At 64.8% G+C, this 14,802-nt stretch carries 14 protein-coding genes; 8 read left to right on the plus strand and 6 right to left on the minus strand.

Translation table 11 applies throughout. From position 1 onward, the window contains the following. Positions 1-66: 66 nt before the first annotated feature. Together C3418_RS07515 and C3418_RS07520 are read right to left on the minus strand one after the other, a co-directional pair. Positions 67-543, minus strand: coding sequence for an Lrp/AsnC family transcriptional regulator (locus C3418_RS07515; protein ID WP_010672894.1), 477 nt, complete (start codon positions 541-543; stop codon positions 67-69). A gap of 309 nt (positions 544-852) precedes the next feature. Then, complete coding sequence (locus C3418_RS07520) at positions 853-1,476, minus strand: metalloregulator ArsR/SmtB family transcription factor (protein WP_041214535.1); 624 nt, start codon at positions 1,474-1,476, stop codon at positions 853-855. A gap of 148 nt (positions 1,477-1,624) precedes the next feature. On the opposite strand from C3418_RS07520, the gene C3418_RS07525 reads away from it, so the two are divergent. Both C3418_RS07525 and C3418_RS07530 read left to right on the plus strand, forming a co-directional pair. Beyond that, complete coding sequence (locus C3418_RS07525) at positions 1,625-2,863, plus strand: MFS transporter (RefSeq protein WP_042864400.1); 1,239 nt, start codon at positions 1,625-1,627, stop codon at positions 2,861-2,863. Positions 2,864-3,098: 235 nt separating this feature from the next. Next, positions 3,099-3,920 carry a Cof-type HAD-IIB family hydrolase gene (locus C3418_RS07530; protein WP_043155694.1) on the plus strand — a complete coding sequence of 274 codons (822 nt, stop codon included), beginning with the start codon at positions 3,099-3,101 and terminating at the stop codon, positions 3,918-3,920. 54 nt (positions 3,921-3,974) lie between these two features. Here C3418_RS07530 and C3418_RS07535 read toward each other — a convergent pair whose 3' ends face one another. Then, on the minus strand, positions 3,975-4,538 hold the full coding sequence (locus C3418_RS07535; RefSeq protein WP_010672898.1) for a DUF2799 domain-containing protein: 564 nt from the start codon (positions 4,536-4,538) through the stop codon (positions 3,975-3,977). 200 nt (positions 4,539-4,738) lie between these two features. Here C3418_RS07535 and C3418_RS07540 point away from each other — a divergent pair, with 200 nt between their 5' ends. The 3 genes from C3418_RS07540 to C3418_RS07550 all read left to right on the plus strand — a co-directional run bounded on the left by C3418_RS07540 (position 4,739) and on the right by C3418_RS07550 (position 8,827). Further along, a complete protein-coding gene (locus tag C3418_RS07540; RefSeq protein WP_010672899.1) occupies positions 4,739-5,578 on the plus strand; it encodes an isopenicillin N synthase family oxygenase in 840 nt (279 codons plus the stop codon). 209 nt (positions 5,579-5,787) lie between these two features. Next, the gene (locus C3418_RS07545; RefSeq protein ID WP_103858253.1) at positions 5,788-7,101 is read left to right on the plus strand and encodes a sodium-dependent transporter; all 1,314 of its coding nucleotides are present in this window, start codon (positions 5,788-5,790) and stop codon (positions 7,099-7,101) included. A 412-nt stretch (positions 7,102-7,513) separates the two neighbouring features. After that, complete coding sequence (locus C3418_RS07550) at positions 7,514-8,827, plus strand: sodium-dependent transporter (RefSeq protein WP_041211033.1); 1,314 nt, start codon at positions 7,514-7,516, stop codon at positions 8,825-8,827. A gap of 36 nt (positions 8,828-8,863) precedes the next feature. Here C3418_RS07550 and C3418_RS07555 read toward each other — a convergent pair whose 3' ends face one another. From C3418_RS07555 to C3418_RS07565, 3 genes are all read right to left on the minus strand, one after another. Further along, entirely contained in the window at positions 8,864-10,501 is a 1,638-nt protein-coding gene (locus tag C3418_RS07555) for a hypothetical protein (protein WP_103858254.1), read from the minus strand. Between the two features lie 142 nt (positions 10,502-10,643). Further along, a complete protein-coding gene (locus tag C3418_RS07560; protein ID WP_103858255.1) occupies positions 10,644-11,108 on the minus strand; it encodes a hypothetical protein in 465 nt (154 codons plus the stop codon). A gap of 29 nt (positions 11,109-11,137) precedes the next feature. Then, positions 11,138-12,511, minus strand: coding sequence for a PLP-dependent aminotransferase family protein (locus tag C3418_RS07565; RefSeq protein WP_103858256.1), 1,374 nt, complete (start codon positions 12,509-12,511; stop codon positions 11,138-11,140). Positions 12,512-12,627: 116 nt separating this feature from the next. Here C3418_RS07565 and C3418_RS07570 point away from each other — a divergent pair, with 116 nt between their 5' ends. The 3 genes from C3418_RS07570 (at position 12,628) to C3418_RS07580 (ending at position 14,745) form a co-directional block, all read left to right on the plus strand. After that, the gene (locus C3418_RS07570; protein ID WP_039039402.1) at positions 12,628-13,224 is read left to right on the plus strand and encodes a LysE family translocator; all 597 of its coding nucleotides are present in this window, start codon (positions 12,628-12,630) and stop codon (positions 13,222-13,224) included. A 102-nt stretch (positions 13,225-13,326) separates the two neighbouring features. Then, a complete protein-coding gene (locus C3418_RS07575) occupies positions 13,327-13,917 on the plus strand; it encodes a LysE family translocator (protein WP_010672906.1) in 591 nt (196 codons plus the stop codon). 135 nt (positions 13,918-14,052) lie between these two features. Next, entirely contained in the window at positions 14,053-14,745 is a 693-nt protein-coding gene (locus C3418_RS07580; RefSeq protein ID WP_039039403.1) for an aspartate/glutamate racemase family protein, read from the plus strand. Positions 14,746-14,802 lie beyond the last annotated feature (57 nt).

Raw genomic sequence — 14,802 nt, forward strand, 5'->3', positions numbered from 1 at the left:
AGAGACAAGAAGAGGAGGCCCTGGCCTCCTCTTGCTTTTGGTGCTCCCCGGATGCGGGGTGGGTTGTCAGCCCAGGTGGTTGAGCGGCAGGGCGGTCTTGTGTTTGATGCGGCGCAGCACGAAGCTCGAACGCACCCCGGTCACGCCGGAGATGTGGGTCAGCTTGTCCAGCAGGAAGTGCTGGTAGTGCTCCATGTCCCGCACCACCACCTTGAGCTGGTAATCCGCATCGTTGCCGGTGATGAGGTCGCACTCCAGCACCTCGGGCAGATCCTTGACGGCGCGATCGAAGTTCTCGAACCGCTCCGGAGTGTGCCTGTCCATGGAGATGTGAATGTAGGCGGTGAGGGTCAGCCCCAACTGGCGGGCATTGAGCAGGGTGACATGGGTATCGATGAGACCGGCATCCTCCAGCGCCTTGACCCGGCGCGAGCAGGGGGAGGGGGAGAGCCCGACCAGCTCGGCCAGCTCCAGGTTGCTGATGCGGCCATTTTCCTGCATCAGCTCCAGAATATGCCTGTCTATACGATCAAGTTTCAGCATTCTCCGTACCTCTTCGCAATTACTAATCCACTTTTCCTAGATTAAGGGTGAACTATTGCAAAAACAACTGAAAATACCTGCTACTTCACAACCACTCACCGCATCGCGGGGAGTACCATGGTTACATCTTCCGGTGGCAAGACAGGCGCCCGACCAGGCACCTGTGGTGAAGGACCTTACCGGGTCAAGAGCCCCATCAGCCGTTCGACCTTATCGGGAAACAACGGGCTGGAACGAGAGCACCCCCTCCCCGAAGGCAACAAAGCAGGCATCCCGGCGCCTGCTTTGTTGTTTTTGCGTTCCGCCCGCTCAGGGGCGGGGCGGCCGGATGCGATAGAGACAGCGGCTGTCCCCCTCCAGCAGATACTGCTCCCGCTCCACCTCGGCCGGCGCCAGCAACCGGCGAAACAGCGCCAGCTCGCTGCGGCAAAAGCCCCGACAGGCTCTGGCCGCACTGCAGATGGGGCAGTGACTCTCCCACCACAGCCAGCTGCCGTCCTCCTCCTGCGACATGTCCGCCATATACCCCTCCTGGGTGCGCAGCGCCTTGAGCGTCATCAGCCTGTCTGCCAGCGCCGGCTGGGTCAGCCTGGATTCATAGCGTGCCTGCATCTGCTGCTCCCGCCGCGTGATGAGCTGCTCCATGCCCGCGTCGCCAAACACCTGCCGGATATCGTCGATCAGCTGCAGGGTCAGATCGCCATGGGTGTCGGGGAAGCGCTGCCAGGCCTGGTCGGTGAGGTGCCACAGGCGCACCGGGCGACCGCGGCCGCGGGCCTCGTCGCTAAACCCCACCCAGCCCTCGGACTCCAGGGCCATCAGGTGCTGGCGCGCCCCCATGGACGTCATCTGCAACTGGTCGCCGAGTTCGGCGGCGCTCTGGGGGCCGCGGGTTTTCAGCAGATAGAGGATCTTGTCGGTACTGGCGTTCATGGGGGCTCCGGTGGTGGGTATCGGTGCGGTGACCGCCTGGATGAGGTCATTATGGGTAGCAGGGCGATTTAAATCAACAATCTGCTTTACTTAATGGACGACCCCTCACAATATAAATAAACCGATGACTTTATTTAATGAGGCGAAGATGGAAGGGATCAAGGGACAGGCGACCCTCTGGGTATTGGTGATGACGGTGACGCTGGCGGTGGCGGGGTTCAGCCTGCCTTCCCCCGTCCTGGCGCCGCTGCTGCTGGATCCGGCCCAGGGCATGTTGACGCCACAGGCGTCGGACTGGAGCCGCAAGGTGTGGCTTGGCGTCATCATGGGGCTCTATCCGTTGTTTCAACTGCTGGGGGCCCCCTTGCTTGGCCGCCTTTCCGATCGCCATGGGCGCAAGCCGGTGCTGACACTCTGTCTGGTGGGGGTGCTGGCGGGGTATGTGCTGATGGCCCTCGGCATCGCCTGGCGTTCCCTGCCGCTCTTGCTGCTGAGCCGGGTGGTGGAGGGCTTCTTCAACGGCGACATCGCGATCGTGCAGGCGATGGCGGCGGACATGAGCACGGCCAGGACCAAGGCACGCAACTTCGCACGCATCAACATCGGCATGAACCTGGGCTGGGTGGTGGGTCCCATGATCGGAGGCTATGCGGCCGTGGTCTCGGGAGATTACAGTCTGGCAGCCTGGCTGGCGGTGGGGATGACGGTGATCAACCTGCTGCTGGTGCTCTGGCTGCTGCCCAATCGTCCCCCGGTGCCGGCGACCCGGGATGAAGCTCCCCTCTCGACCCGCCAACTGCTGCTGCAACCTCGTCTCCTGCCCTACTTTGCCCTGACCCTGGCAAGCTACGGGGCGGTGCAGCTCTACTTCACCTACTTCAATGTCTGGCTGGTGGAGCGGCTGGCATGGGATCCGGTGCAACTGGCCCAGGCCGCCGTGCTGGTGAGCGTGCCCATGATGCTGGGCTCCTGGATCGGTGAGCAGCTGGCACGGCACTGGCGCGGCAGCTCCCTTGGCATCGTCGGCCACCTGGTGATGGCGGCGGGCATGCTGATGTTCATCCTGCCGACCCAGTGGTGGGGGCTCGCGCTCACCTTCATCCCGGCCGGCATCGGCATGAGTCTGGGGGAGCTGGCCACCTCGGTGGCGGTCTCCAACCGCAGCCATGCCAGCCAGCAGGGGCAGGCGATGGGGCTCTACCGCGGTCTGGCGGTGGGCAGCGAGATCCTGGCGGTGGTGCTGGGCAGCCTGGTGCTGCTGGCGGGGACCGAGTGGCCCTTCTACCTGGCCGGCCTCTGCGGCGTGATCTGTGCCCTCGGTTTCTACGGATTGCGCAGACGGGCGGACAGGCGAAACGCCGTGGCCGGGTGCGCCGAGGCGGGCTGACGAAGGGCGCGGGGATCACAGTTCGGCGACGGGATGGCGGGCCGGACTTGCATCGCGGCGCCGAGTCTGGGACGGTATGGCTCTTTGCTCCGCTGTTCCCGCCCCCCGGCGAGCGCGTCTCCCATCATGGGCCTTGCGATGCCCAGTCCGCATTCCCGGCGGTGAGATGTGTCGTCATGGCACTGGAAACGGGAGGGGATGGCGCCGCACCCGTCTCGACATTCTTGGAGGTGATATGAGTCGTTATCAGGCCATTGCATTGGACATGGACGGTACCCTGCTGAACCGGGATCACAAGATCTCGTCCGCTACCCGGGCGGCCCTTGCCCAGGCCCGGGCCCACGGCATCAAGGTGCTGCTGGTGACGGGTCGCCACTTCATGACGGCCCGTCCCTTCCACCACGAGCTGGCCCTCGACACCCCCATCATCTGCAGCAACGGGGCCTACCTCTATGATCCGGTGCAGGAGAGGATCCTCGCCGGGGATCCCCTGGCCGTGGCGCCCCTCACCGCCCTGCTGGAGGAGGTGCAAGCCCAGCAGATGGGGGCGCTGTTCCACCTGGGGGACGGCATCGGCTACCTGGGCTGCGAGGAGCACGTGGGCCGGATGCGGCGCTGGTCGGCAACCCAGCCGGATCACCTCAAGGTCTCCCTGCTGCCCGCCGAGGATATCGAGTCCTGGTTGCAGTCCCCCATCTGGAAGCTGGAGTTGTTCAACCAGGATCCCGGCCGGTTGCACCGTTTCGTCGGGGAGGTGGTGGAGAGACTGCCCTTCACCCGTGACTGGGCGGCCCCCTATGCGGTGGAGCTGGTGCAGCCCGGTTGCAGCAAGGGCAACCGGCTGGCCCAGTGGGCGGCGAGCGAGGGGATCGCCATGGAGAACCTGGTGGCCTTTGGCGACAACAACAACGACATCAGCATGTTCGAGCAGGTGGGGCTGGCGGTGGCCATGGGCAATGCGGCGCCCCAGATCCAGGCCCATGCAGACCGGGTCACCGCGGATCACAACGAGGATGGCATCGCCCTGGCGTTGCAGCGCTGGGTCCTGCCCGCCTGAGGGGAAAAACAGTCTGCGGCATAAACAGAAAGGGGCCATGTCGGCCCCTTTTTGTCAGCTCCCGAAGGAGAACTGGATCACCCGATCCGGGAAGCGCAGCCGGTTGTAGTCCCGGTATACCCCTTCGTAGTGACGGATGGCGCGCTCGCGCTGGGCACGGTAGTAGTCGCGCTGGCGGCTGTCGCTCTCGCCCCGGATCTGCTGATCCAGCTGGTGGATGCTCCGCTCGGTGCGCTCCAGTTCCTGCTGCAATTCGCCGAGGCGCTGCTCCAGCAGGTACTCCTTGCGGCCGCGCTCGAACTGGGTGAGGAAGCTGGTGTCGTTGGGGCAGACCCCCAGGTATTCGCTCCCCTCCCGTCCCTTGCTGTAGGCAAGCTCGGGGATGCAATAGAGCTCCAGCCCCTTGGCGTAGCCGCGCTGCCACTCCGCCTCATCCACTTTGAGGCCGTACTCCCCGCAGGTCTTCTGATAGTCGCGGGTGGCGCTTCGGGTCTTGCCCTGCTCCCCGTCCTGATAGCCCTGGTTGTACCAGCTCATGGCACGGCACTCCTCCTCCGAGAGGGAACTGCACCCGGCGAGCAGGAAGGGAAGGGTCAACAACAGGATCTTGGGGGACATGAGGGGGCTCCGACAGCAAAGGGGGTGGGGCATTCTAGAAGAGGAGGCCCGTCCGGGACAAGCACCGGGCGAGGGGGCCGTATCATGATGTTTTTATCAGTATTTTCAAGCCGTTGTAGACGGGCTTCCGGCAGCCTTTTCTTGCCGGGGGAGGCAGGGTAAACTGCGCCTACTTTTAACTGGCATGTAACATAAAAACAATGAAAGTCCTGACCGTCGATTATCGCTCCCCCGATGCGGCCGAGCGCTTCACCGAATCCCTGCGCACCACCGGCTTCGGAGTGCTGACTCACCACCCCATCCCGAAGGAGCTGGTGCAGTCCATCTATGACAACTGGTATCGCTTCTTCATGAGCGAACAGAAGCAGGATTTCCTGTTCAATCGCGAGACCCAGGACGGCTACTTCCCGCCCTCGGTGTCCGAGGTGGCCAAGGGCCACAGCCAGAAGGACATCAAGGAGTACTTCCACATCTATCCCTGGGGCCAGATGCCGGCAGAGCTGAAAGAGCAGGCGATGGAGTACTACCGCCTCGCCAACGATCTGGCCGCCGAGCTGCTGGGCTGGGTGGAGCAGCACACCCCGGGGGACATCGCCGCCCACTACAGCTGCCCGCTCTCCTCCATGATCGAAGAGAGCCACAAGACCTTGCTGCGGGTGCTGCACTACCCGCCCTTCGACGGCACCGAGGAGCCGGGTGCCATCCGCGCCGCCGCCCATGAAGACATCAACCTGCTGACCATTCTGCCCGCCTCCAACGAGCCGGGCCTGCAGGTGAAAGGTTCAGACGGGGAGTGGATGGACGTGCCCTGCGATTTCGGCACCCTCATCATCAACATCGGTGACATGCTGCAGGAGGCCTCCCGCGGCTATTACCCCTCCACCACCCACAGGGTCATCAACCCGACCGGGGGCAGTGCCGCCAAGTCCCGCATCTCCTTGCCGCTCTTCCTGCACCCCCGTCCGGATGTGGTGCTCTCGGAGCGTCACACCGCCCACAGCTATCTGATGGAGCGGCTGCGGGAGCTGGGGGTGATCTAATCCCGCCAGACCCGGGCAGACAACAAACCGGAGCATCCCCGCTCCGGTTTTTATTTTGTGGCACGATTGGTTGGTTATCCGAATTTTATTGGTTAATGATGCTAAAAACTGAGTTTTATATCGGATATACGCCGAGTGATTGCGCGCCCGCGGGCGTACTCTGAGCGCCATTTCGGGCCTCGCTGGCAGGCCCTTCCCGTGGAGTTCTTATGAAGCAGTCCCAATGGTCATCCCGGCTCGGTTACATCCTGGCCGCCGCAGGTTCCGCGGTCGGTCTCGGCGCCATCTGGAAGTTCCCCTATGTCACCGCCGCCAACGGTGGCGGCGCCTTCCTGCTGGTCTTTCTGCTGTTCAGCTTCACCCTGGGGGTGGCGGTGCTGATGGGGGAGACCCTGATCGGCAGCCTGACCCGGCGCGGGGTGGTGGGCGCCTTTGGTGAACTGATGGGCAGGCGCTGGCGCTGGGTCGGTGCCATGGGTTTGCTGTGCAGCCTGCTCATCTTCTGTTTCTACAGCGTGGTGGGCGGCTGGACCCTGGGGTACACGGGCATGGCCCTGGCGGGGGAGCTGCAACAGGGGGACGGCGCGGCACTGACCGCCCGTTTCAACGACTACGTCGGTGATCCGCTCTGGCCGGTGCTGACCCACCTGCTGTTTGCCGGCTTGACCTGGTGGTTCGTGCGGGGCGGCGTGCAACAAGGGGTGGAGCGCACCCTGCGCTGGATGATGCCAGCCCTCTTCATCATGATCCTGCTGCTGGTGGCCTTCGGCCTCACCCTGCCGGGCGCCATTGCCGGGGTGCGCCACTTCCTGATGCCCGATTTCAGCAAGCTCGGCATGTCGGGTGTGCTGGACGCCATGGGGCTGGCCTTTTTCTCCCTCTCCATCGGCCTTGGCATCCACACCACCTATGGCGCCTACCTGCCTTCCAGCGAAGGGGTCGGTCGCTCCAGCCTCTGGGTAGTGCTGCTGGCGAGCGTCATCGCCGTGCTGGCGGGCCTGATGATCTTCCCGGTACTGGCGGCGACCGGTATTGACCCGGCCTCGGGCCCGGGCCTCACCTTCATGACCATGCCGGCGGTGTTCCAGCAACTGCCCTTCGGCCAGGGGCTGGCGGTGGTGTTCTTCTCTCTGCTGGTGGTGGCGGCGCTCTCCTCTTCCATCTCCCTGCTGGAGCACTTGCAGTGCTTCCTGTCCGAGAGCCTAGGCTGGTCCCGCCGCGCGGCGTGCAACCTGGTCATTGCCCTGGTGATGGCGGGTGGCATCCCGGTGAGCCTGTCGTTCGGTCCCTGGGCCACCCTGACCCTGTTTGGCAAGAACATCTTCGAGTTGCTGGACTTCATCACCTCCAACCTGATGATGCCCCTGTTCGGGCTGGCCCTGACGCTGCTGCTGGGCTGGCGGCTCGGTCGCCAGGCGCTGCCCGAAGGGCTGGCTCCCCACTGGCGGGCCCTGCTGATGGGCTGCTGGCGCTGGCTGACTCCCCTGCTCATTGGTGGCATTCTGGTGCGCGGCCTGGTGTAGGGAGGCTTGGTCATCTCTGCCACTCTCCGGCCGGGCTGGCAGGGGAGTGGTGTGGCAGGATTGACTCTTTATAAAAATCTGTTAATTAAAAATAAATAGAGTAACGGTCTGTAATTTCGATATTTTGTTTTGGTTAAATCTGTTTTTGGTTCTGTTTTAGACTATTTCCTGTCAACTTCTCTTGCCATGGTTTAGGCTGTGGCTCCTTTTTACCGTGTAGGCGTCGCCCTCCCATGTCACCCCTTATCGCTCTCTGTGGCCGATTTAGCCCCTTCCTGGAGAGGTGACCTTGCAGGTGTCGTTTGTCTGACTGTTCATTGCAAAGGTCGCCCTCAGGCGGCCTTTTTTGTTGCGGCGCACACCGCGTCTAGCCATGGAGTATCGAACTGATGTTGTCTTGCCCGGAGGTTGTATGAGCCAGGTTCAGTGGTCTTCCCGTATTGGTCATGTGCTGGCGGCCGCCGGCTCGGCGATCGGCCTTGGCGCCATCTGGAAATTTCCCTATGTGACAGCCACCAACGGGGGCGGTGCCTTCCTGCTGGTGTTCCTGCTCTTCAGCTTCACCCTGGGGGTCGCGGTGCTGGTGGGGGAGACCCTGCTCGGCAGCCGCAGCCAGCGCGGCGTGCTCGGCGCCTTCCACAAGCTGGTGGGGCCGAACTGGCGCTGGATGGGTTACATGGGGATCCTGTGTGGCTTCTTCATCTACAGCTTCTACAGCGTGGTGGGGGGCTGGACCGTGGGCTATGCAGCCCTGGCCGTGGGCGGCGAGCTCAACCTGAGTGAGGCGAGCACCCTCACCGCACTCTTTACCGGTTATGTGAGCGATCCCCTCTGGCCGGCCCTCACCCATCTCGTCTTCGCCGGGCTCACCTGGTGGTTCGTGCAGGGAGGGCTGCAACAGGGGGTGGAGCGGGCGCTGCGCTGGATGATGCCGGCCCTGTTCGTGATGATGCTGCTCCTGGTGGTGACCGGGCTCTCCATGCCGGGGGCCATGGCCGGGGTACGCCAGTTCCTGATGCCCGACTTTTCCCACCTGACGGGGCAGGGGGTGCTCGACGCCCTGGGGCTGGCGTTCTTCTCCCTCTCCATTGGCCTCGGGGTACACACCACCTATGGCGCCTACCTGCCGAGCAGTGACGGGGCGCTGCGCTCCGGGGTCTGGGTGGTCACCCTGGCGAGCTGCATCTCGGTGCTGGCGGGGCTGATGATCTTCCCGGTGCTGGCCTCCACCGGCATCGATCCTGCCGCCGGCCCCGGCCTCACCTTCATGACCATGCCGGCGGTGTTCAACCACCTGCCGTTCGGTCAGGGGCTGGCGGTGATCTTCTTCCTGCTGCTGCTGGTGGCGGCGCTCTCCTCCTCCATCTCCATGCTGGAGCACCTGGTGCGCTTCACCACCGAGGAGTGGGGCTGGTCGCGCCGCAATGCCTGTCGGGTCCTGACCCTGCTCATCATGGCCTGCGGCATTCCGGTCAGTCTGTCGTTCGGGCCCTGGGCTGACTACACCCTGTTTGGCAAGACCCTGTTCGATCTGCTGGATTACCTCACCTCCAACCTGATGATGCCCCTGTTCGGTCTGGTGCTGACCCTGCTGCTTGGCTGGAAGCTTGGGGACAGTATTGTGCCTGCGGATCTCTCGCCGCTGATGCGTGGTGCGCTGCTCTGGTGCTGGCGGCTGGTCGCCCCCCTGCTGATCGCGGGGATCCTGGTGCGGGGCTTGTTGTAACGCACCTGCCAGGGCGGCATACACCGCCCTGGATGGCTATAGGCCCTGATGGGGACCGAGGGGCGGCAGTTTGGGGGCCAGGTGAGATCTCACCTGTTGCAGGGTCTCCCGATAGGCGTTCCCATGGTGTTCCAGGAAGGCGGCACTGTGGTTGAGACGCTGCTCCAGCCTGTCCACCAGGCGGGCCACCGCCGGGGCCGCCATGCCGGCGGGCCAGCACTGGGTCAGCAATACCAGCAGTTGCCAGGCATCCCCCGCCTGGGCCGGGAATCGCTCCTGCAGGGTCAGAGCACTCTGCACGGCGAGCTGGAGCTGACCCGTGGTCATGGCCCGTTGCCGCTCCTCGCGCAGCTGGGTCAGCTGCTGCTCCCGCTGCGCCAGTTGCCGCGCCAGATCGTCGACCACCTGCAAAATGAGCCCCTGCAGCAGCGGGGTCTGTGCCACCGGTCCCTGATACTGGCCGAGCTGGGCCAGATAACGCTGGGCATGGTGGGGAAGCCCGCAGAACTGGCTGACGGCCACCCCGAGCAACTGGTTGAGGTGATTGTCCCGCGCCGCCTCCGGCGGGTGCTTGGCCAGCAGCATCAAGGCGTCATCGAATCGATAATCCAGACCCAGCATCAGGGCGCGCAGCAGCCCCTCCTCGTGGGCCCGCAGGGTCACGGCCTGCTGGCCTAGCTCCTCCAGGGCCTGCTGCAGCCCATGAACTCTGGCCTCTCCCGGTGGATGCCAGAGCACCGCCAGGGTCGCATCCAGCAGGCAGCGTTCGACGGAGTGGCGAAACGTCTGTTTGGGGAAGTAGCGCAGGATGAAATCGGTGGCCTGCGCCAGCACCTGACCTTCATCCCTTCGCAGCAAGGCCAGCAAAATGGCCACCTGGCGCCACTGCGGCTGCCAGGGGCAGCGTTGCAGCAAGCCTGACAAGGTTTCCCAGGCCGGATCCCACTGCGCCTCGTGCAGTTGACAGGCGAGAACCAGCGCCTGATGGATGACGGGGGGCAGTCGCTCCCGGTTGCGGGCCAGATCCTTGTGGGCACTCTCCACCTGGTTCAGCCCGAGCAGGGCCTGGTTCAGCCCCTGGCGTGGCCACCAGGCATCGTACTCCGTGGTGCAGATGGCGTAGTGCTGGGCGGCCTGCACCCGTTCCCCGGCTTGCAGCAGCATGTAGCCCTTTACCCTGTCCATCTGTGCTTCCAGCCCCTTGTGGCTGGCGTGCCGGTAAAGCAGATCCTCGCACTGGGCGCAGGCGCTGCGCCACTCCCTGAGCGCCATGGGGGTGGCCAGGGGGCGGGTCACCGTGGTCAGTGCCAGCAGCGCTTGCAGGCTGTGCGCCAGCTGCTCCGTGGTGAAGGGCACGGCCAGACGCAGGGCGAAATAGAGGTCGGAGGGGGGGAACTGGCCGGTGTCCTCGTCCTGCTCCAGCAGCAGGAGCACGCAGCCGGGCGCGAGCAGGCCCAGGTGGTGTGCTTCATGCAGCAGCCTGACGCCCTCGTGGGCCTGGTGGTGATACTGGCGGCAAAGAATGGCATCGAAGGCGTGCTGGCGCAGCAGGGCGGGCAGGCTTGCTATCTCTTTGCAGTGGAACAGCTCGGTGGGGGGCAGCCCCAGATCACTCAGTCCCTGGGTGAGGGTCGAGCCCATCATGGCATCGTCTTCGATGAGGAGGATCTGCATCTTTGACGCTCCTTCGCCGGTCGGGGGTGGCGAGGTTGGATTCAAAGGTAGCCTCCACTCTCCCGCGAGAGCCAGAGGGGGTCAATACCCCACCTGGGTCAGGAATGGCTCAGTGCCAGCCTTGGGCGGGGCAAAGAAAGCATCACTGAAGGCCGGGCCCCCTGGCCGAGAAGGGGCAGTCCCGCTGGGGGACACGCAGCTCCCCGGCTCCCGACTCTCCCTGCCAGGCGAGCTCGAGCTGGCCCAGGCGCCCGAGGCGGCGCAGCTCGAACTCGTAGCGCAGGCAGGGGTTGTCGGTGGGCAGCTGCGTCATCCCGGCGGGCAGCCGGTAGTCGTAGCGCAGCAGGGGGCCATCTTGCAGCCGGCTTTGCACGGGCACCAGTCCCTCCGCCGTCGGTGCGGGGGCCTTGAGATAGCGGCGCAGCGCCACCGGGGCGTCGATGGCTTTTTGATAGTGAAGGCCGTTCATGGCTGCCAACTCCTCCTCCAGCCGCATCAGCTCCCCCTCCAGCCCGCTCAGGGCGGCGCCAAGCTGTTGATGGGCCGGGGAGGCGCAGCCTCCCAGCAGCAGGGTCGCGATCAGCAGGGCGGGACGGACGGCAGACATGAAGGTTCCTCGGGTGCCAGGGTCAATGACTATAGCAGGGGATTGGTGGGCGGCGTGCCCCTCAGCAGCCCAGCGAGGCGCTCCAGCCCTTCGGCGACGCGGGCGTCGGTGGCGGGCTGACTCAGGCTGAGGCGTACTCCCTGCGGGGCGGCAAACTGGCCGGCGGCGAAGTGTTCTCCGCTGGCGACCCCCACGTCAAGGGCGTTGGCGGCCTCCGCAAACTCCTGGCTGCGCCAGGGCTCGGGCAGCGGCAGCCAGGCGTGCATAGACCCCGGCTGCCAGCGCGCTCCCGGCAACAGGTGGCGCAGGAGCTCACCCCGGCGCGCCAGGATTTTTCGCTGGTGTTCGATGAGCGGCATGATCTGGCGCTGGCTCACCAGCTTGCAGGCCAGCTCGATGAGCAGCGGACTCACCATCCAGCTCGACAGCCGCATCGCCTGGGCGAAGCCGTTGCGAAGGGCGGGAGGGGACAACACGAAGCCGACCCGCAGGCCGCCGCAGGCGATCTTGGCGAGACTGCCGAGGTAGATGACCCGCTCCGGTGCCAGGTTGACCAGGGGAGGGAGCGCACTTTCGGGCAGCAGGCCGTTGACGTCATCCTCGACGATCAGCAGATCGTGGCGACGGGCGATGGCGACGATGGCGTCGCGTCGCGCCAGGCTCATGGTGGCCGTGGTGGGGTTTTGCAGGGTGGGGGTGAGGTAGAGCAGCTTGGCCCGGCGGGTACGGCACGCGGCATCCAGCGCCTCTGGCAGCAGTCCCTCCTCATCCATCGCCAGTCCCACCACCTGATTCTTGAGCTGGCGTGCATTGCCCAGCATGCCGGGGTAGCTCAGTCCCTCGCAAAACAGGGTCTCTCCCACGCAGCCGGTGGCCAGCAGGGCCAGCATGATGCCGTGCTGGGCACCATGGCTGAACAGCAGGCGATCTTCGCTCGCCGTGATGCCCTGCACGGCGAGCCAGTCGACGAACAGCTGGCGCTGTGCGGGGCGTCCGGCCTCCTTGTCATAACCGAGCAGGCCATTGAGATCCCCCTGCGCCAGCTCGGTGAGCAGGGGCCTGATGATGGCGCCCCTGTCCAGCTGGACCGGGAGGTTCTGCCACAACTCGATGCGCTGGCTGTCTTCATTGCGGATCACCCATTCGTTGGCGGGATCCGCCGCTCCCCTGACCCAGGTGCCGTGCCCGACCCGGGCCGCCAGCAGGCCCCGTCGCTCCGCCTCGGTGTAGGCGCGGGTGACGGTGCCCACGGTGACCCCCAGCTTATCTGCCAGGGCCCTGTGGGTCGGCAGCCGGGTCTCGGGTGAGAGGATGCCGGTGGAGATGGCCTGCTCGATGGCCTTGACCAGTTTGAGGTAGAGGGGCCCCTCGAAAGGGGTGAGGTCGGGCGTCCAGATTGTCATGGTGACAATAAATCCATTGATCCAAGATTGTCCGCAATATAGCGTGATTATCAGCCTGTACACAACCAACAAGCACACATTGTATCGGTACAATGTGGCGAGAAAGGAGTCTCCCCATGACCATCGAATGGTATGCCACCCTGTTTGGCTTCGCCCTGCTCACCTGCGGCACGCCCGGGCCGAATAACCTGATGTTGACGGCGTCCGGCGCCAACTTCGGCGTGCGGCGCACCCTGCCCCATCTCATCGGGGTGGCGGTGGGCCAGCCTGTGTTGCAACTGGTGCTGGCGCTCGGTTTCTATCCGCTGTTCGAGCGCTGGCCCCTGCTCAAGCTGAGCCTGCAGGTGCTGGGCAGCCTTTACCTGCTGTGGCTGGCGTGGCGCATCGCGGTGGCAGGCGCCCCCGGAGATCCCGCCAGCCGTGCCCGCCCCTTGACCCTGCTTGAAGGGCTGGGCTTCCAGTTTCTCAATCCCAAGGCGTGGATGATGGGGATCTCGGCCATCAGTCTGTTCAGCCTGCCGGGGAGCGACTACTGGCCCAGCATGTGGGGCATCATGAGTGTCTTCCCCATGGCGGGGTTCCCGGTCTGCTTCGCCTGGGTGATGTTTGGCCATCAGCTCAGCCGCTGGATCAACTCGGACAAGGGGTGGCGTCGTCTCAACGGCAGCCTGGGTGCCTTGACCGCCCTGTGCGTGGTGATGCTCTGGTATTAACAGCGTCTTGATTATTCATGCAAAGAAAATGCATTGCTGACCTTGTCGTCAGGGCGTCGGCTCTGCATATTAGGAGGCTTGCCGTATCTGAACGAGGTTGAGATGGATCTGAACTGGTTGCTCCCCCTGGCGGGCTTTGCCCTTATCACCTGTGGCACGCCGGGCCCCAACAACATGCTGCTCACCAGTGCCGGGGCCGCCCAGGGGTTTCGCCGCTCCGTGCCTCTGCTGGTGGGGGTGGTGGGGGGCATCAACCTGATGATCCTGGCCACGGCCCTGGGGCTCGGGGTGGTGTTCGAGCGTCTGCCACTGCTGCACGACGGCCTCAAGCTGGTGGGGTCGGCCTACCTGCTCTGGCTGGCCTGGAAGGTGGCCAACGCCAGTGGCCCGGCGGAGGGCAACCGGCCGCTCATCCCGGCCCATCAGGGGGCCATGCTGCAACTGCTCAATCCCAAAGCCTGGATGATGGCGCTCTCCGCCATCAGCGGCTTCACCTTGGCGGGGGAGGCTTACTGGCCGTCCGCGGGCTGGGTGCTCGGCATTTTCTTCGTGACCGGCCTCTATACCGGTGCCTTCTGGGTGCTGTTCGGTGCCCAGGTGCGCCGCCTCATCCGCACCGCCACCGGCTGGCGTCGTTTCAATCTGGGCATGGGGCTCGCCACGGCGGCCTGCGTGCTGATGATCTGGGTTTAGGCCTCGGCCTGAGCCTTTACCGGCTGTCTTGTTGGCCCTTCGGGGCCTTTTTTATTGCCGGGGCGGTGCGATCAAACGCGCCCCCTGAGGGATTGCAGCATTGGTTTGCACCATCGGGTTACATAAGGAGATCCCATGAAATGTATCGGTCTGCTGGGTGGCATGAGCTGGGAGTCCACCGTCAGCTATTACCAGGCCCTCAACCGGGGGGTACGCGAGCGGCTCGGCGGTCTGCACTCGGCGCGGGTGCTGCTGAGCAGCGTGGATTTTGCCGGGATAGAGCGGTTGCAGCACGCCGGTGACTGGCCCGCCACCGCCCGTCTGCTGGCGGCCGAGGCCAGGGCCATCCAGGCCGGTGGCGCCGATTTCCTGCTGATCGGGACCAACACCATGCACAAGGTGGCGCCGGAGATCGAGGCCGCCATCGACATTCCCCTGCTCCACATCGCCGATGCCACGGCCCATCGCCTCCAGGCCGACGGGGTGACCCGGGTGGGTTTGCTCGGCACCCGCTTCACCATGGAGCAGGATTTCTACAAGGGGCGGCTCCAGGAGCGCTTCGGGCTGGAGGTGCTGGTGCCTGATGACGTTGCACGGGAGCGGGTGCACCGCATCATCTATGACGAGCTCTGCCTCGGCGATATTCGCGAGTCGTCTCAGGCCGAGTATCTGGCCATCATCGCCGATCTGGCACAGGCCGGTGCCCAGGCGGTGATCCTGGGTTGCACCGAGATCGCCCTGTTGGTGGGGGCGTGCCAGGCCGCCGTGCCTCTCTATGACACCACCGCCATCCACGCCGAAGCCGCGGTGACGCTGGCCCTTGCCTGATGTGATGCGGGCGGGGCGCCCCTCTCGGCGCCCCGCCTGTTTTTTTCCTCCTTTCAT

The organism is Aeromonas sp. ASNIH8 (assembly GCF_002919855.1).
GTDB classification, from domain to species: Bacteria; Pseudomonadota; Gammaproteobacteria; order Enterobacterales; family Aeromonadaceae; genus Aeromonas; species Aeromonas caviae.